The following is an 18,036-nucleotide window of genomic DNA, read 5'->3' on the forward strand; positions in this document are numbered from 1 at the left end:
TCACCGGCAAGATCGGCNAGGACGGAAAATGGCAATCCTGCTTAACCGCAGCACGCGCGTCATCGTGCAAGGTTTCACCGGCAAGATCGGCAGCTTCCATGCCGAGGACATGAAGCGCTACGGCTCCAAGCTCGTCGGTGGCGTCACGCCCGGCAAGGGCGGCCAGACGCATCTCGGCCTGCCCGTCTTCAACACGGTCAAGGGCGCGGTGCGCGAGACCCGTGCCGAAGCCAGCATCGTTTTCGTGCCGCCGCCCTTTGCAGCCGATTCGATCATGGAAGCGGCGGATGCCGGGATAAAGCTCTGCGTCTGCATCACCGACGGCATCCCCTCGCAGGACATGATGCAGGTCAAGCGCTACATGCGACGCTACCGCTTCGAGGATCGCATGCGGCTGGTCGGGCCGAATTGCGCCGGCATTATCACGCCGGGACAGGCGCTGATGGGCATCATGCCCGGCTCGATCTACTTGCCCGGTCGCATCGGCATTGTCGGCCGCTCGGGAACGCTAGGCTATGAAGCCGCCTCGCAGATGAAGGCGCTCGGCCTCGGCGTGTCGACCAGCGTCGGCATCGGCGGCGATCCGATCAACGGCTCCTCCTTCAAGGACGTTCTGAAGCTGTTCGAGCAGGACGACGAAACCGACGCCGTGGTGATGATCGGCGAGATCGGCGGACCGCAGGAAGCCGAAGCCGCGATCTGGGCGCGCGACAATATGAGGAAGCCGCTGATCGCCTACATCGCCGGCCTGTCCGCCCCCAAAGGCCGCCGCATGGGCCATGCCGGCGCCATCATCTCGGCCTTCGGCGAGTCCGCGCAGGAGAAGGTCGAGATCCTAAAAGAAGCTGGCGTCATCATCGTGCCGACCCCGTCCTCCTTCGGCGAGGTGGTGGCCGATACGCTGGCGCGGAGGAAGCAGGCGGCGTAGCCGCAGGATCGGGCGAAAGCCGCGGCGACGCAGTCTCCAAGACGCACCGCCGCCCTCGTTTCCGGGCGCGCAAAGCGATTGATCCGTTATAGCCATTCCCAGCGATTAAATACTCGTGGCGCACTTGTTTCGCTGGAAACGATTTGCTACACGCCGCGAGCCGGTCGGTTCCGGCTCTACCACGTGCGGTCGTGGCGGAATTGGTAGACGCGCAGCGTTGAGGTCGCTGTGGGGCAACCCGTGGAAGTTCGAGTCTTCTCGACCGCACCAATGGCTCTCTTAGCCAAACCCTTGAATCCATTGTAAATGCAAGGTATCTTCCCCCGCCTGACCTGACAGGTGCCCTAAAAACTGACCTAAAACGTTCCTAACCTCTTGTTGACTCGCCACCCAATCCGGTCAAATTGCCCGGCCATGGCAAAATATCTCAAGAAGCGTGGCAACCGTGGCATCTGGTATTTCCAGCGGGCGATTCCTCCCGAACTAAAAGGCAAGGTCGATTCAGCGCTCTTTCGCGACAAGTCGCTGGAGACGACAGATGCGGCCATCGCCGCTAGGGCGGCACGGAAGCACATTGTCGCCACAGACGACGCGATCGACCGCGCCAGAGCATTGGCGAAGGCACCTGACTACGTTGGCGATCTAACCCCGACCGAACGCTTCAACCTCGAAGAAGCCGGGGGCGTCGAGTCCCTCCGCGATGAGGTGGCGTCGGATGTGATGGATTTCAAATTCCTACAGCCTGCGGCGGTGCTCTCCTCGATTATCTCTGAGGACATGCTTGTCGATCGTATAAGCGCTCACCTCCAGCGGCTTGAGGGCAAGGCCGACTCCGCCCAGCTTGCCGAACTTGCGCAGATCATCCGAGAGAAGGCGCGGACCCTCCAAAAGCTCGGCATCGTGGTGGATGAAATCAAGGGCATCGATTCAGTGAACGACCCCGGCCTGCACGAGGTTGTGAAACACTGGGCGAAGGCAACGAACCAGCCCGCCCAAACAGTCCGTCAGTTCAGCTATGCCGCACGGCGCTTCTGTGAGATCAACGGTGACCTTCCTGTTAAGGACCTGACCAAGGATCATATCCGCACATTCGCCGAAAGGCTCCCCGAACTCCCCGCTAACGTGCCGGTCAACAAATTGGACCTTCCTTTCGATCAGATCGTTTTCCTTGGTCAGCGGAAGGGGTGGAAGACGATTTCAGAGGCAACTATCGCGAAGCACCTTCAAGGCCTGCGTGCGATCGTCAACCATGCCGTCGCTCAGGGCTTTCTAGACACAAATCCCTTCAATGGCTTCCGCAATGTGAAGGCCAAGGGGAAGAAGTCGGACGCGAGAAGCGATAGTCGCAAATCGTTCTCTCCAGCGCAGTTGCGACATCTGTTCTCAACTCTATCCGCCGAGAAGACTCCGCGCGATGACGATTTCTGGGTCCCATATATTGCGCTATATCAGGGCGCCCGGCAGGAGGAAATTTGCCAACTGGACAAGGCGGACTTCGTGACTGTTGACGGGATTCCGTGCTTCCGCATTACCGATGCGTTGGACGAAGAGGCTGGCGACACCGGTAAGAAGGTGAAGAACAGCGCCAGCATCCGAACAATTCCGATCCATCCACGATTGCTTGCGATGGGTTTCGTTGCCCATGTTCGGCGGTCGAAGGGGCCGAAGCTGTTTCCGTCATTCGAGCCGGACAAGCGCGGTCGGTACGGTGGGCCCTACGGCAAGCGCTTTGCGCGCCTCCTGCGAGAAAAGGCGGAAATCACGGATAAGCAGCTTGTCTTCCATTCATTCCGGCACACGTGGACAGACGCTGCCAGAAATGCGGGGGTGCCGGTTGAGATCAGAGAACGGCTTGCGGGGAGAGAGGCCAGCAAGGGATCAGAGAAAGGCTATGGGGAGGGATTCGGTCCGACCATTCTGATGGAGCATTTGACCAAAGTCGATCCGCTGAGAATCAGGCGCTGCGCCGACCAGAGGACACAATCAAGCCTTGCCGATATCATTGGCGCCTAATTCGACCGGTTTAAGAAATACCTCCATCCACGCCCGAACTTCCGGCGTAGGGTCGAACGAAGCGGCCTGTCCGTTACGAGACCAGTACTGTGGTGTGTCGGTTTCATCAGAGAAAATGAGCTCGGCGACAATATGAAGGAGACAGACGTTTCCTCTCAATGAGTTGAGGATGAACGGCAAGGCTTCGTCCGCAGCCGTGTACTCTAGCGGCGGCTCGAAAGCTGAATAGCTCTTGCCAATATGGACGAACTCTCTGCTCAGCATTCCCCAATATTGACCTATCGGAGGGAGAGCCGCCTTCGCCCATGTGACGCATTTGTTGGAATCGAGCTTGCCCTCGTGGAACTGTTGCAATGCATTTTCCTTGATCGCGAAGGCGACCACCGTTGCCAGAGTTTCTATGAAGGTGCGGGCAAGAACGCCGTATTGCCGGCGATAGCCATGGCGCGCGACTTCAATGCTGGCGACCAAGGAATTGGAAGCGCTCGACAGCAGCCGGGCGGATGTTGCTTTGAAATCGTCGTCGTCCAGCCGAGGTAGGTGCCTCAGCATAAGGCCTTGAACTTGTCCGAAAACAGCGCTGCATTCGACAATGTGCCGCTTGGTTAAGCGATCAAAGGAGCGTGCAAGACGTGGCCCTTCGCGGTGAAGCTGCTTCACCAACATGTCGTTGGTGGTGAAAACGACACGCCTGTTGTCGTGATCGACGGAAATAGTTGCGATATTATCCTTTCGCGGTATCCGTCGTCGGTCACGGTTCAATCGGGAAGCTGATTTCTTGGTCATGCCGGGTGCCGATTGCTCCTTGAGCGTCTTCCAAAGCTTGCTTCGTTGGCAGCGCGCGCTCTTCGCGGCATCATGCTCGTACGGGCAATTCGGAATTGCGGCGGTGCTCGCGTGCACTCTTGTACAGAGTAGCTCACCGAGGTCTCCGGATGAGGCGGAACTTGATCGAGTAATTCTCCAAACTCATCACGTAAACGGGAATTTTTATGGCATTCATTCGTTCGAATATTTCTTGGCGTACCGATGGATCCATTCGATATCCAGCATAAACTCTTGTCACAACGGGCCGGTTTCTGAGTTTCCTGTGGTACTGGTTCAATCCAATAACAGGCGTAAATAACCGCCACTCCCTTTCGTACTGCCATCGATAGTGTTTTGTAGACAAAATCCGCAATATATCGTTTTGTGGTCCCGTAGTATTAACTACCCTTGGTGGGCTGTCAGAATAGCATAGCCGAGTAAAACTTTTGTCTGATCCCAACCCATAACGTAATGATCTAAACGAATAACTGACGCATACCCCTCTAAACTCATCAGCGTAGTGGGCCCACATGAGTTCAATATCTTTCGCCTCGCTGAACGCGCACATTCCATACCCGAGCTTTCCATCGCGGATTGTCTGAGCAAGTTCTGCGTACCTCCGATTCTCCTTGACTGCGGCCGAAGGCTCGAATGCTCCCTCCATTGGATCGTTCATGTTATCGAAGTCCGAGCACCAGAGAGAAGATTGCTCTATCGAGCGCAATTCCCGGTCGAGTACTTCTTTGTCGGGCTTACCAATGCGCCGCAAGCTACGATAGCGATAAAGATTATAGGGGATTGCATAAGTCTCTATTTCGGCGGTCATGCTATCTAGCCTCCTCAACCTGTTACAGAGGCTATCACGAGTCTCTGATGCAACTTGGCCTATTAAGCAGCCTTCGTTCAAATCGTGTACGATGGAGTCAATGTATCGACACTGGCGTTCAGAATGGCCCGCCAAACTGATCCTGCCATTGTGTAAGTTTCCCACGAGCCTTTCGATAAGTTTCGGCATCCTTCACGAACAGCAGCGGCGTTGTGCGGTTAAGATCGTCGTCGCGGCCATTCAGAAAGCTTTCGGAGTCCTTTTCCGACAAACACTGCCGGGCATCATCGGTGATCATCCGGCGATACTCTTCCCGCTCGGCCGCAGCTTCCGCCTCGATAAGACGCTGCCTGACCAATTCCGAAAGTGCCTCCCGCGCGCGGGTCAGGCCAGACTCGCTATCCTCCGACATCTCAAGCGGGGTCATGTTGTTCATGTTGGCAAGTCTGGTGTTCAAGAATGCATCTAAGCCTGGCCCGGTTAGCTCCTTCTCTGCATCAACACAAAGCCGGTCACGCCGCGAATGGCGTAGGCGCTCCGCTGCTTGAAGTTGCTTCTCCCGTAGCTCTTCGGCGTGCTTCGCCATCTGCGCCCTCCGGCGCTCGATAGCTCGTTCAATGGGTAATCCAACATTGCCGTATGGCAGCCGCCCGTTCTTCTCCATCATGGCAGCGATGTTCTCGATCTGCCCGACGATCTTTGCCGACTCGACGTTGGACTGTAACGCCTCCCGGTAGCTCAAGCCGGATTCTTGATGGATTGATTGAAGCCACGACTCGCCGTTCATACCGCAACGCTCGTCGTCAGGAAGCTCGCTAAGAATCCAGTCCACCAGTTGTACGGTCGCGTGCAGGGAGGCGGTTCTTTTGGTTTCGGCCAATGTCCTCGCGGTCCAAGGATCGGCGAATGCCTTTGCGAGCGCTACGCCGTAGCCTTGTTGGAACAGAACGCCCTTGCCGAGTAGATAGTTCAGATAATTGTCGATGGCTTTCCAAGCAGGCACGAACTGAGTTTCGATTAGCGCCGTGTCGTCTGCCACTTCGCGAGACACGCGCTGAAACTGCGGCCGTATGAGATGGCCTTGCTCTAGATGCTTGGTGATCGGTACGGCCTTGCAAGGCCCGTTCCCAAGGCAACGGTCGTGAAAGACCTCGGCTAAGATGATAGCCTGCCAAACCGCTGGCAGCACGGTAAAGCAGGCAAAACCTGCAACCTCAATCCCGACATGATCGACGAGTCCAACCTCCACAAGTTCAGCGTGGCGAGGTACGTTCCCCTTCGCTCCCGCCAACTCTTTCAGTCCGTCAGCATAGGCGCGCGCGAGTTCACCAACGCGTTTCCTGTGCTTGTTCGCCGCATTAGCCTGACGTTCGTCTTGCTCCTTCCGCCACGCTTCCTCATCCTTCTTGAACTTCGCTTGCGCAGCTTCAATGCCGGGATGAAAAAGCCAATGGCGTGGCGCTGATCGCAGGACCGCGTCCACGATTACCTCTCGCGTCGAATCTCGCGGGAGTTTGGAAAGGTCGATCTCGACGGCCGGCGTGCGGTGATCCCGCAGGTGCTGAAGCTTGGTGTCGCCGCAGAAATGAGTCACCGCGACCTCAACAAAAAGATCGTAACCGAGAGCGCGAACATAGAGGTCCGGCACGATCTCCTTCGGGTCCGTGTATTCTAGCCGAAGGAACTCTGTGGCGACTTCCTGCCCCGGCTTCATCACCACCTGCTTACGTTCATCTAGCCCAAGTCGCTCCGGCAGCAGCATCTTCGGGTTGCTGCGGAACGCCTCCTTGGCCAGCAAATGGATAACCGTCTCTGGACCACCACCGCAGGCCTCGCCGCTGTAGTGCGCGAAGTGCGGAACCTTGTGATCAGCCTTGGTTCGAGCAACCAACTGCCCATCGCATGCGGGGCATATGCATCCACAGGCTAAGCCTCGCTGAACCTCGCTAATATGAAGCAAATTACCGTCAGTGCTGCGACCGTAAACTAGTTGGGCCCGATCAGAGCCGTATGACTCCTTACTCTCGCGCTCCGCCATCACGCTGCCTCTACAGCACCGACTGAGGATCGGGTTTAAGGACGGCTCTTAGCGCGGAGACATTCCTAGTTGATACCGCATTGTTGACGGCGGCGAGCAGCGAGTAATCAATTCCTTCAAAGACAACGTCGGCATCGTCAAGCGTGCTCGTATTCGGGCGAACGATCTTGGAAACGACAACCAGTTTACGATGAAGCTCGATAACATCGCGTAGGTTGTCCAGCCATTGGTCGGGATTGGAAGGGAATTGAGACGCTACGATCTGCAATACCTCCATTAGGTCACGCAAAAACCAAGGTGGAGGCGGTTGAGTTCGAAACACGACATTCGTAAGCCGATATCGATCACCGAGGACCATCTGGACTTGCTCAAGGCACTTATCGAAGAGTGGATGGAAGTATTGGCGCGAGTTATCGAGGCCAGTGTCTTCACCCGCTACGACATCAAAAAACAGTAGGAGTGCCGACAACTCCCCGACAGTCCATCGGTCGGGCTCATGTATACGCCCTTGTGTGCTGTCGGTGGGGTACACATGTTCGTATGTTTGTTGAGCGATGAACTCGGAGATGGCGTTCCGCCTGCTCCAGAAGTCGTATTGGCCTCCTGTCTCTTGCTTGATCGCTTCGAAGATGCCGTCTGGGAACATTCCCTCATAGGCACGCAATTCCGTTCTCGAAATGAAGATGCCTTTCGTAAGCAGCATGCCTTCAAAACGATGCAACATCACGCGATTGGCGGAAGTCGGTTGCAGCTTGAGATGAGGTATCTCAAGAATCCCCTGCACGAGTTTGAGCGAGGATTTCGCGGAAAACTTTTCGAGCCAGTTGAGACGGGCCGCCTCTACTTTTTCAAGTAGGTCGGGAGGTGGTGTGCCACGATCGAAGGTTGATCGAACGAGAGCAGAGAACTTTGAAATCCAATACCGGGAGCGAACCGGCTGGCTCAGCAGATCATCCATTGCTGCGTTGATGTCCGCGTGGTCCGCAGGGGTGAACCCGGCGCTGCCGATGCGCGATCGAAGTGAAAGAAACGCTTTAACGGCTTCGTTGCCTAAGCGTGGCAGCCGTGACCGAATTTCGCCCTCAGTCCACTCAGGATCGAGTACATGCACGGACCCATTCTCCAATATTGGGACCGGAGCCTTGTGGCCAATTTGAACAGGCCGCTCGTCGCTCGCGTCTACGTGCTTGAGCGAATAGCCCAAATCGAGAACCTCGTAGAAATCAAGCACGTTGAAAAAGCTGTCTGTCTTAGGAATGTAGGAATAGTTCGAATTGCGGCGCTTCAAAATTGGAATGGATATAGCAAAAGAATCCGCGTCGAAATCGATGCATGCCATTAGGTCATAACGGTCATCCATCGATCCGTCCTAGCTTACTATATATATCTTTCACTAGAACGTAAATTATCGCGATATAACTTTCGGTACTTAGAGGATATATATCATAGTGTCGTATTTGTAGTCCTTTGTTAATAGCACGAAGGTGTTCCTTCAAGCGCTTGTCATCGAAATAGGGTCTAGGCATCACTATTCCGATCAGGTGATCCTTGATCGAAACGTCTGCGCCACTCTGAATTTCTATGGTAAGGGACCGGTCATCCGCCGTCACTTGATCCCGAGTGTACATCGCGGACAGCGCTTCAATCTCAGAGTGGCTAATCCCTAGCTTCCGCCGTTGTTTCACCTCGTCGACAGGCTTCGCCTTGCCGTGCAGATAAGCGGAGTCGCTACCGAAGAAAATGTCGATCAGGAGGTCAATGGCCGCATTACCCTGCGATGCCAATTCGTAGCCTTCGGGCTTGAAATCTGACAGGTAGTTAGGAAACCGCCCGGAGAAAAGCGCTCCAGAATCGAAGGGAAAAATCCGGTGCATGCTCACTAGGCAGGTGTTTTTAAGGAGCAGCACGAAGGGAAGCTGCCAATCCTTCGGCTTGTCGTAGGCTTTCCGGTATGAAGGTCGCCCATGGAAGAAGTAGGCTAAATTTTCGTCAGTAAACGTGTCGCAAGGTGTGACGGTAATTTTCCCTTCACTGATGATCCTTGGCAGGTTCCTCGACTCAGAAGAGTGGACTAGGGGCAGGGTCGACCGAAAGTTAGTACTCTGCTCGGATAGAAATTCCGCGAGCGTGTAATCTTTGAGATCGTGCATCGGCGGCCATCGCGTTGTGTCTGAAGAAGGCACATTAGGCGTGGAACAAAACAAAAACAATCAGTGCGGGTTAGTTAGGCAACATAAACACACCGGTTATCAATTCTTGCCCGGCGTCTTCGATCGCCGAGGCGAGCAGTTGCCGACGCAGGCCAATTTCGAGAGCGGCTCCTCTGGTTGAAATGGGTTGAGTGCAGATGTCGTCTAGAACGTCCCTCAATCGCATGGTCGTGGCGGTAAGGTCCTCTAGTTCGTCGAAATTTTCGATTTTCTGCATCTCGGCCCCGGCAATATTGTTGACGCCACCGACAATGGTTTGTCTTGTAAGCTTCGTCAAGTATCTGTTTTTAACAGAATATCTTGACGATTAAATCCGTTATGACGGCTCCGGCGCTTGAGCCGTTGTCCAGTTTTGCTGTACATTGTCGGTCAGATATGCGATCATGCGTTTGAATTGATCTCGCGCGTGTCTCGCCTCAAAAGATCGGTTCCTTCCCGTTGCGGGGCAACGGCTTCACCCAAACATTGAACTATTGACCAGCTCCGACCGGAGGAATCTCGTTATGGAAAATCACGTTACGTGGGAGTTGACGCCCGTAGATAAGTTGGCGCTTGCCACCACTTTTAAACTCGAAGCGGTAGCGACACACCACGAGCTTCGTCTTCGCGCTCGGGGGCTTATTCCTGCGCTGACGCTCGACTTCCTCATGATTCGGAAGAAGCCCAATTCTGTCGTGGTCGAGATTTCAGTGGACTACCGGGTTTCCCTCCAAGACGCCGATCGGAGCGCTTCCGGGCGCATCGTTCTCGTGCGCGAAGCGCGGGTCTTGGAGGTGGCGGTTCGTGATGCCGTCGCCGAGGCGGCTGATGCCATTCTGGCGAGGGTGGCTTTCTCGCACGGGCAGGTAGGACGGGCAGCGTGACCGACACTCTTCTCTCGGACGCCGTACTCAGCCTCTACTCGCCCGGCCGAGATCGCTTTGGCGTGATGGCATGGCGCGAGCTTGTGCACTCTTCTACAGAAGTTCGGTCGGCATTCTGCGAAGCTCACTTCAACTGGACGACCGCATGCGACAAGTCCCAGATCGCTCTGAAAGCGCGCGGCAGGACCGTCGGTCTGAAGCTTACCCTCTTTGCGGTGGGCCATGACGATGAGGCGGCCGAATGTGAAATTGAATATGAGGTTGAGGTCAGCCGCTCGCGGGGGCGTTCCTTCAGGTTCACCGAAACTATCACCGGCGACTCCTTCGGTCAGGCCATGTTCCTGATCGGGAATCCATTTCGTTTGGCCGATATCGTCGCCGACGAGATCGATGCTCGCGAACCAAAGAGCACATCATAGTTCCGCGCGAGTTGGACGGCGCGTGGATGGCGGCTGCGGTGGTTCTTGGGTGCGCCGCAGCCGCCTTCAAAAATATTGCATGATGCAGGACGAGATGGTGTTCACCATCACTACTTCGACAGCCGCAAACGTTTCCAGGATTTTGAGCCGTTTTTTCAAATTTCTGGACCCGGCTCGCTGCTCGTGCAACCTTGCGACCGTGGATCTTCCAAAGAAGCGGAGTGGCTGTTGCCCCAAGGGGTGACGGCCACTTACCACCCACCAGATGGGCGTATGGCGGGGCCAGCGCTGACATCACCTCAACCAGCGCTGACTTTGGGAAGTCCCACAAAATTCTCCCGAGAAGACGCTGAATTTTAGCGCAAGCAACGATGTTGCTTGCGGGTGCCTTCGTGCGCGCCCAAATTTTGGAGATTTAAAATGGCGAAATCCGCCCGCAGGGCCGCCTCTGGCACTGACCAGATCACGGCTGAAATTATCAACTTCGAAGAGGCCGCCGCTGCCCTCCGTCTGATGGCCAATGACGAATTTGCAGATGACGATTCTGCGGTTCCCGATGAACCGATCAGTCGTTTCCACGATGCCGAAATCTGGGGTGAGATCACGCCTGAACTGGCGACGTTGCCGATTGCTCTTAGTGTCGCCGAGAACCGCTACGAGAAGGAGTGGAAGTCGGTCCCCGAGGCCCCTTTCAAGGCCGTGTTCGAGGGCATGTTCGCCCAGCACAAGATCGGCAAGAAAGAGGGCCGCTGCTTCGTCACTGGCACCCTTGGTAAGTCCAAGCGTCGGACCAAGAACAACGTCACCCACAACTACATGATGGGCATCGACGTAGACAGTGGCGCGTCTCTGGAGGATTGCTTCCAGCGCGTTCGTGCGGCCGGGCTGACCTGCGTTTTTTACACAACCCACAGCCATAGCTCTACCGGCATCGAGATCGCTCAGGATCGCTTCCATCGTTGGGCCGAAAAGAGCCAGATCGACACCACGCCGACGACCGAGTCTATCCGCCGCTACATGAGCGAGGAAATGAACTACGTCTCGTCCGTGGTCGACGCGGCCGAGTTCGTCGAGAAGCGGCAGGACGACGGCATGAAGCTGATCATCCAGACCCGCCCGATCGACAAGTTCCGCATGATCTTTCCACTTGCGAAGCCGTTCGTTTACGCCGATCAGGATGGTGCCCACAAGGATGTGATCAACATGTGGTCGCAGAAGGTTCTTGGGCTCGCCCGGTCCTTCGGCGTCGAAGCTGACCCGGCCGCGCGCGACCCGTCGCGCCTGTTTTATCTGCCGCGTCACTCGAAGGATCATCACAACTACCGGATCATGCTGACCTGCGGCCGGCTGCTTCGTTTCGAGGACATCCCGGGCGCCGGCACCGCCAAGGTGTATTCCGACCCGTTTGAAGCTGCGGGTGCGGGAATGGGCGCTTCCAAGCACGGCGCGCGGTTGAAATCTCCGGAACTTGACATCGATCTAATGACCTGGGCTAACAAGCGCGCACACGGTTTCGACATTGCGCAGGTATTTAAAGATTTCGCCGACGACCGCGTGCGTATCGAGCAGTCCGACACCAAACTGACTATCGAATGCCCGTGGGATGACTCGCACTCCAATCCCGGTGATCCGGACGATCAGGGCTGCTTCGTTCAGTCGGCCGGCGCTGACGCTGAGACCTTTTCCTTCCACTGCTCGCATGCTGGTTGCGCCGGCCGCGATCGTCTCACGCACATGCAGAAGGCGATGCAGGATGGCTGGTTCCCTGATTCCATCCTGACCGACCCGACCTACGATCTCGCCGGCATCGACGACGAAGAAGGCGACCTGAATCGACGGCTTGGGCTCGATGCCCTTTTTGCGAAAGCTCATTCCGAGAAGCAGCGGGACGGTGCCGTGCCTCCGGAAACTATGGAAGCCTTGATGGATTCGTTGTCCCGTGAAGCCAATCGGGTCCCGTTCTATGATCGCGTCAAGGTCTTGAAGCTCACTGGGGTAACCGCCTTTCGTGAAGCGGTGGAGAGGCGCGCAAAGAAGTACGCGAAGGAGAGCGCAAAGGCCGCACGCACGAAGGCATCTCAGGCTGGCAGCAGCCCGACGATCTGGTCGGACGATGATTTTCCTGCCCAATGTGATGCGCTTCTGCACGGGCTGCGGGTGCTGAACGATCCGCCCTATCTGTTCCTTCATGGTGGTGACATGAAGCGCCTTCCCGGCGAGGCGGAGAGTGGCGCAATCGCCGACTTCCTGAAAAAGATGTCGTTCACCGATTTCAAGACCGAGTGCAACGACGCCGTCACCTACGTCGTCTCGTCCGAGAGCAAGCGTGTCGCCTCCCTCGCCGACGATATTCCCGCGCATTTGTGGGGCATGCGCGACAAGCCGGTGCCTGTGGCAGATCGGTTCACGCGCGTCCCGATCTTCGGCCCGGACGGCACTTTGCGCACGGAAGACGGCTACGACGCCGCCACGCGGACCATTCTCCAGACCTCTGGACTCAACATCGATCCTGTTCCGGTCGTGCCGTCTGGCATTGACGTAGAGATGGCTAAGGATTGGCTGTTTGGCAGAGCGCTCGCCGATTTCCCCTTCGTGGACAACTTCGGCGGCTCCGAAGGTGGCGACGGTTCATCGTCGCGGGCACACGTCGTGGTGATGATGCTCCAGCAGATCGCACGGGGACTTTACACCGGGCCGACGCCGTTCTTCTTTATCGACAAACCGCAGCCGGGCACCGGTGCCAGTCTTCTTGTCGAACTGCTCTACCAGATTATTATCGGCCGTCCGGCCTCGCCGCAGGTGCTCGGAAAGAACGAAGAGGAAGTCCGCAAGGGTATCACGTCCAAGCTCATGGGCGGGTCGCCGATCATCTTCTATGACAACGTGCGCAACAAGATTCACGGCGAAGCGCTGGCGACCCTCGGCACAGCGGATTGGTGGGAGGATCGAAAGCTTGGCGGAAACGATACCTACGTCGGGCCGAACCGCGCGCTTACGGTGTTCACCGGCAACAATATGACGATGGCCGATGAGATGGTCCGCCGTATGCTGCCGATCCGGCTCGACGCACAGATGTCCGAGCCCGAGAGTCGTGTTGGCTTCGTCATTTCCGATCTTCGAAAGTGGATGGTTGAGTGCAGAAGCGATCTGGTCTGGTCCTGCCTTGTGCTGGTCCAGAATTGGATTGCTACCGGACGGAAGCGGAGCATGGTGCATTTGGCATCGTATGAAGACTTCGCGGCCGTCATGGGCGGCATTTTAGAAGCGGCAGGGATTGACGGGTTCCTTGAAAATCTGAACGCCTTCCGCGCATCGGCCAAGATCGAGGCGACGGACGAGTCGGACGTGATGCAGGAGCTTCTTGACGCTTGGCCGGACAAACCGTTCAGCACCAACGACGCTCACGACGTTTTGTACGATGGCTTCGGGCGTTTGCGGTTCCCGTCGCTGAACATCAACGAAGACAGTGCCGCTGCGCAGAAGCGGATTCTTGGCATGCGGTTGCGGAACCACGTTGGACGCCGGTTCAAGCTTCGCTTGAAGGGTCACGAGACGGATGTGCGTTTCGAGAGTGCCGGACAGAAGGATCATGCCGCCCAGTGGCAGTTCACGAGACCCACGGGTTGAGTCCAGACGGGGACTAGGGGGACCGGGGAGGAGTCCTCCGCCGGCAGGGTACGCTAGAAAAAACAAAACGGCATGCGTAGCGAAACACCGTAGGTCGAAGAGAGATAGTTTTTTTATTTTGTTCCGGACCTCAGCAATAGTCCTCCCCTGTCCCCTAGTCCCCGTCTGCACTCAACCGATTGTCCATTGCCTCTACCAGTCACGTCTCGCCGGGCGAGTGCAGATCGTCCGCACGCTTGCCCTGCATGCCGACACACGAGGATGAGTGCAGATGCATAATAATCTTTTACTGCGCATGGTATTGCAATTTCATGCACAAGACACCAATTGTGAGCCTTATGCACAGGGGAGATTGGCAATGGCATTCAGAGCAGACGAAGCAGCGGCAGCCGGTTACGAACGATTGAGAGCATACCTCATCCCACGGGATGCCTCTCCATCCGAGCGCACCAGAAGTGAGGAAGCGCTCCGCAACATAGTTGAAAAATATGGACCGCCTGTGGATGGCTACCCGACATGGCATCCGCTCGTTAGGAACCATGATGGCCAAACTCCCGAAACCCATCCAAACGACCGATGCGGGTACGAAGGATTGGATCATACAGTCTATCTGGCGCATGCTTTTATTACATGCCCTTACACAGCATCCGGGAAGCCTGCGGAGGTTATCGACTCCGTTGAGAGGTTGCCGAGTCATATTGCGGCGACCATCACCGCCGAGGTTCTGGACGTTTCGTTCTACAACACAGGTACTACGTCGATATTGGTTAGCTGCGAATGGTCAGAACTGCTTGAACCAGGCGGGACAGTCCCCAAGCGACTAGCGGTGCCTCTTATGCTGGAGCAGGAGCTTCCCTGTTGGACATGGGCTCAAAGGGCTGAACTTTGGGAGACAATGCGCCCGTATCTGCTAGGCAACCCTCACGGTCAGCGCTCATCGCTCTTTGTCAGTCAAGACACCGCGCTGGCAATAAAGAAAATCTATCTCGCCATGGTAGACTCGGGGATGTTTGGCCCATTGAAGATGGGGTGAACCGGATCATTCAGCGGCACGGTCCTGTACCAGCCACGGTGCAGGGGGTGGCCCTGCAAAGGACTTATGACGACTATGGAGACTGACGCCGACGAGCAAGACGCGGAAGGCAGCGAATACGTCGTGGTGCCCGAAGAGGCGATTCAGTTCCTCCCTCCCGAATGGCGCGATGCGCTGCAATCGAAGCTGGACGACGGCCGAGCGATTTTGGAGGCAGTCGATAGCGACATCAAAAGTCTGGTCCGGCTTATTGGTGCCTCTCAAGTGATGACGAGCGTCAGCTACATTCACCAGCGCCTCGCGGCGGCGGACTTCAAGCCGACCATTGAGGCAATCCTAGAGCACGACATGCTCACGTCCGCTTTCGTTGTTGCGTATGTTCGGCTCATTGACGGTGGCATTGGAAGTGGTGTCTCCCGGAAAGCTATCCCTGCGCGTCTTCGCCAAGCCCATGACGAAATCATCGAACTGCGGAACAAGCGGTTTGCCCACAATGCCGGCCACCATTCGATCGATGGAACGATTGAAGTCGGCTTCGGCGATGGCCGCTTTGACCTAAGCGCCACCATGCGGCTGGGTTACTATGTCAGGGGTGCAAACGAGTGGGGAGAGTTGGTGGCCTTCCTCAACGGATTGATGTTCGAACGGCTCGCTAAGCTGCTGGAGAGGCTAAGGGACAGGACCGGATACGAATGGACCTTCCCGAGCGGGCCACCGCCGAGTTGGATCGAACGCCAGCGCGAGGGATAAGCGAATCATTTGAGCGGCGAGATGGCCGGGTCACGATCGCCGAACTCAAACTCGATCCAGTCGTCGCTATCATCTTCGCCTGTCTTAATGACCTCGACGGTGACAGGAAGCTGCCCCCGCTGAAGGTTCCAGAGGAAAACGTTTTTGGCCGGATTGGCATGGGGTTGCTCTTTGCGATTCCCCCCGACATTCATGGCCCCATTGTCTTCAATCGTCCGGAGGCCAGCCATGATCTCCATCAACTCTCGCGAACTGATGCGAATTTTTCCACCTCTCATTTCCAATCCTCCATGATGGCCAAGGTGATAGCCTGACTCCCGTGCTCGTAACGCGCCATTCACCGGCATCATCACCGGCTTTGGCAACTTCCCAACAACCGCCGTGAAAAGGGCACTGAGTTGATCTTGGCTATGGAATCCCCTCCGAACAACGAGCAGGTGATGCACCCGGCGCTCCGGAGGCTCAATCTGCATCCATGTCCGCCGAGTCTCTTTGATCGATAGCAGGAGAACGAAATCTATTGATGAATATTGACGTAGGAACTCCTGCGCGATTGCCGTCGCCGATATATAGTTCGAGTAAGCCCCGCGATCGGAAAAAGCTGCACAGTCCCCATCGCATACAATAACACCCGTAATACCCTCAGCCCCGCGAAGCTGCTCCGCCTTGGGCTTCATGGCATTAAAGAGCGGATTCCGATCCTTGATTGTCGGAGCATCATAAGAAGCAAATCCGCCCCCGCTGAAAGGAGACTTTTCAGGATCAATTGTGATTTCGAGGCCTACGTCATCAGTGTCGATCGCGATGCGCAGGACCTTCTCGCTGGCACGCATTTGATCGCGCAACTGTGGGACAATCTCGTCCCGGACAAACTCTGATAGCCGCTTGCGCGGAGGTAGCCGCAGCACGGTTTGAACACCCCGTGCGGAGCGATGATCTTTTGACTTTACGCGCAGGTCTAACCCGCCGATAGGCAGACCTAGTCTGTTTTTCTCCTTTTCGATAAGTTCGCTCAGATCGAAAAACGGGTTCTTGTCATCTAAACCCTCATCAGAGACAGTCGTGATGTCGGCGGTAAACCGCAGATCGTTGTTATCAAATACGGCGTCGGGACGCCGCCCTGACGGCAGCGGCTCCTCGCTTCGAAGTGTCCCGAAACTCGCCAGGGCATGCAGGACTGCAACTTCCCACATTGCGGCAAGTCGATCTCTTCCGGGCTGATTTAAGCGAGCCGCGAGCAGATCGACCGCAGCACCATCAAGTGTCGAACGAAGATCGTTCAATCGCCGTTGCAAAGCTCGTCTCGCAAAAATCAAAATACGATCCCAATTATGATCTATGTGAGGACAGCGTACGCGACTGCGATATAAGGCTATCGCCGGCCCGGAGGCGGAAGCTCTTGTACCAATGGCGTCCAAAGGCGCGATTTGTACACTTTTTTCGATCGGCGGGAACCTGTTCTGCTTGTATCATGAGGTTTTTCCCGCGATCCCGCTGTGCCGGCAATGGCGTGCGCTGTATCAATGCAACCATCGCCTGAGAAATCGCACCCGGACGCCGAGATAGCATCCGCGATCGTTAAAATGAGCATCAAATACCGAATAGCTCGACCGACACGAAAAAGGCCCGGCAAGAAGACCGGGCCTTTCAGGGTGGCAGACTGATCGCTTACGCGGCCTCGGCGGCCTGCTCTTTGAGAATGCGAAAAATACTGGCGCGAGAGACGCCGAGCGTCGTAACGATCTCTGGAACCTTAACGCCCTCCATCTTCAACCGGATGATCTCCTTGGCCTGCCGTTGAGCAGTGGGGGCTCGGCCTTTGTACTTACCTTCACCCTTGGCCTTGGCGATACCTTCTCTCTGGCGCTCCAGCATAAGCTCCCGCTCAAATTGTGCGACCGACCCGAGCATGTTCACCATCAGCTTGCCAGTTGGTGTCGCGGTGTCGAGGTTGATGGCGAGAATGCGCAAGGTCACGCCCTTGGCCTCAAGTTGGCGCTGTATATCGACCAGATTGCCGACTGAGCGCGCGAGACGATCGAGCTTGGTAACGACCAGCACATCACCTTCGCGGGCAAATTCGATCGCGGCGTCCAATTTGATGCGCTTAGCGTCTACGGATGACCGTTGCTCCTGAAAGAGCTTATCGCACCCAGCGGCCTCTAGGTCTCTGACTTGGGCCTCCAGACCGGCCTCTTGCTCGACCGTTGATGTTCTCGCGTATCCGATGAGCATTCCTTTTGCCATCTCTTCGGCCTCCAATCCAATTGAACTCTTGGACTTTGATAGACTACATGAGTCTCATTTATTATCCATTCTTGTGAGACTGGTTAATGGCCCGTTTGGCTATGTTTCACCAGTCGCGTGGAAGCCTGCTCTAGTGAGACTCGTCCTGCGCGGGTTTGAAGCAACGCACCAAGGGGCAAGCATAGATGTCCGTATGCGCAATGCCGGCCGCACAGGCATGGTCAGTGCGCTGAACCTGTTAACCACACCACGCGGAAGACAAGCGGAAGATGTAC

The 18,036-nt window shown here is 56.2% G+C and carries 15 protein-coding genes and 1 tRNA gene; 8 read left to right on the forward strand and 8 right to left on the reverse strand.

Going from position 1 to position 18,036, the window contains the following annotated elements; genetic code table 11:
- Positions 1–28 precede the first annotated feature (28 nt).
- From sucD to X739_RS1000000167030, 3 genes are all read left to right on the forward strand, one after another.
- Positions 29–928 carry a succinate--CoA ligase subunit alpha gene (gene sucD, locus X739_RS164125; RefSeq protein WP_023769801.1) on the forward strand — a complete coding sequence of 300 codons (900 nt, stop codon included), beginning with the start codon at positions 29–31 and terminating at the stop codon, positions 926–928.
- Between the two features lie 185 nt (positions 929–1,113).
- Positions 1,114–1,198, forward strand: a tRNA-Leu gene (locus X739_RS164120).
- A 144-nt stretch (positions 1,199–1,342) separates the two neighbouring features.
- Positions 1,343–2,941, forward strand: coding sequence for a site-specific integrase (locus X739_RS1000000167030; protein ID WP_023791865.1), 1,599 nt, complete (start codon positions 1,343–1,345; stop codon positions 2,939–2,941).
- Here the strand turns inward: X739_RS1000000167030 and X739_RS164115 are convergent.
- The 6 genes from X739_RS164115 to X739_RS164095 form a co-directional block, all read right to left on the reverse strand.
- Positions 2,912–3,727: a hypothetical protein gene (locus tag X739_RS164115; protein ID WP_023791868.1), complete on the reverse strand. Its 816-nt coding sequence runs from the start codon at positions 3,725–3,727 to the stop codon at positions 2,912–2,914. The two genes, X739_RS1000000167030 and X739_RS164115, sit on opposite strands and share 30 nt — an antisense overlap.
- A 133-nt stretch (positions 3,728–3,860) precedes the next feature.
- Positions 3,861–4,574 (reverse strand): DUF2971 domain-containing protein, encoded by a 714-nt coding sequence (locus tag X739_RS1000000167540; RefSeq protein ID WP_198026125.1) that lies wholly within the window; start codon positions 4,572–4,574, stop codon positions 3,861–3,863.
- 118 nt (positions 4,575–4,692) lie between these two features.
- Positions 4,693–6,612 carry a competence protein CoiA family protein gene (locus tag X739_RS164110; protein WP_023791871.1) on the reverse strand — a complete coding sequence of 640 codons (1,920 nt, stop codon included), beginning with the start codon at positions 6,610–6,612 and terminating at the stop codon, positions 4,693–4,695.
- A gap of 10 nt (positions 6,613–6,622) precedes the next feature.
- Entirely contained in the window at positions 6,623–7,972 is a 1,350-nt protein-coding gene (locus tag X739_RS164105; protein WP_023791874.1) for a hypothetical protein, read from the reverse strand.
- The gene (locus X739_RS164100) at positions 7,965–8,762 is read right to left on the reverse strand and encodes a hypothetical protein (RefSeq protein ID WP_023791877.1); all 798 of its coding nucleotides are present in this window, start codon (positions 8,760–8,762) and stop codon (positions 7,965–7,967) included. The genes X739_RS164105 and X739_RS164100 overlap by 8 nt, the downstream gene beginning before the upstream one ends.
- A 70-nt stretch (positions 8,763–8,832) precedes the next feature.
- Positions 8,833–9,099, reverse strand: coding sequence for a hypothetical protein (locus X739_RS164095; RefSeq protein ID WP_023791880.1), 267 nt, complete (start codon positions 9,097–9,099; stop codon positions 8,833–8,835).
- Between the two features lie 226 nt (positions 9,100–9,325).
- On the opposite strand from X739_RS164095, the gene X739_RS164090 reads away from it, so the two are divergent.
- The 5 genes from X739_RS164090 (at position 9,326) to X739_RS164070 (ending at position 15,514) form a co-directional block, all read left to right on the forward strand.
- On the forward strand, positions 9,326–9,685 hold the full coding sequence (locus X739_RS164090; RefSeq protein WP_023791883.1) for a hypothetical protein: 360 nt from the start codon (positions 9,326–9,328) through the stop codon (positions 9,683–9,685).
- On the forward strand, positions 9,682–10,104 hold the full coding sequence (locus tag X739_RS164085) for a hypothetical protein (RefSeq protein WP_156939807.1): 423 nt from the start codon (positions 9,682–9,684) through the stop codon (positions 10,102–10,104). Before X739_RS164090 ends, X739_RS164085 begins: the two co-directional genes overlap by 4 nt.
- Before the next feature lie 420 nt (positions 10,105–10,524).
- Complete coding sequence (locus X739_RS164080; protein WP_023791891.1) at positions 10,525–13,731, forward strand: hypothetical protein; 3,207 nt, start codon at positions 10,525–10,527, stop codon at positions 13,729–13,731.
- Between the two features lie 271 nt (positions 13,732–14,002).
- Positions 14,003–14,764 (forward strand): hypothetical protein, encoded by a 762-nt coding sequence (locus X739_RS164075; protein WP_245273764.1) that lies wholly within the window; start codon positions 14,003–14,005, stop codon positions 14,762–14,764.
- 75 nt (positions 14,765–14,839) lie between these two features.
- Positions 14,840–15,514, forward strand: a complete 675-nt coding sequence (locus X739_RS164070; protein ID WP_031251917.1) for a hypothetical protein — start codon at positions 14,840–14,842, stop codon at positions 15,512–15,514.
- Between the two features lie 5 nt (positions 15,515–15,519).
- On the opposite strand, the gene X739_RS164065 is transcribed toward X739_RS164070, so the two are convergent.
- Positions 15,520–16,830: a hypothetical protein gene (locus X739_RS164065; RefSeq protein WP_031251918.1), complete on the reverse strand. Its 1,311-nt coding sequence runs from the start codon at positions 16,828–16,830 to the stop codon at positions 15,520–15,522.
- 352 nt (positions 16,831–17,182) lie between these two features.
- Positions 17,183–17,761, reverse strand: coding sequence for a recombinase family protein (locus X739_RS164060; protein ID WP_031251919.1), 579 nt, complete (start codon positions 17,759–17,761; stop codon positions 17,183–17,185).
- Positions 17,762–18,036: the final 275 nt, after the last annotated feature.

This window comes from Mesorhizobium sp. LNHC209A00 (assembly GCF_000502915.1).
Lineage (GTDB): Bacteria > Pseudomonadota > Alphaproteobacteria > Rhizobiales > Rhizobiaceae > Mesorhizobium.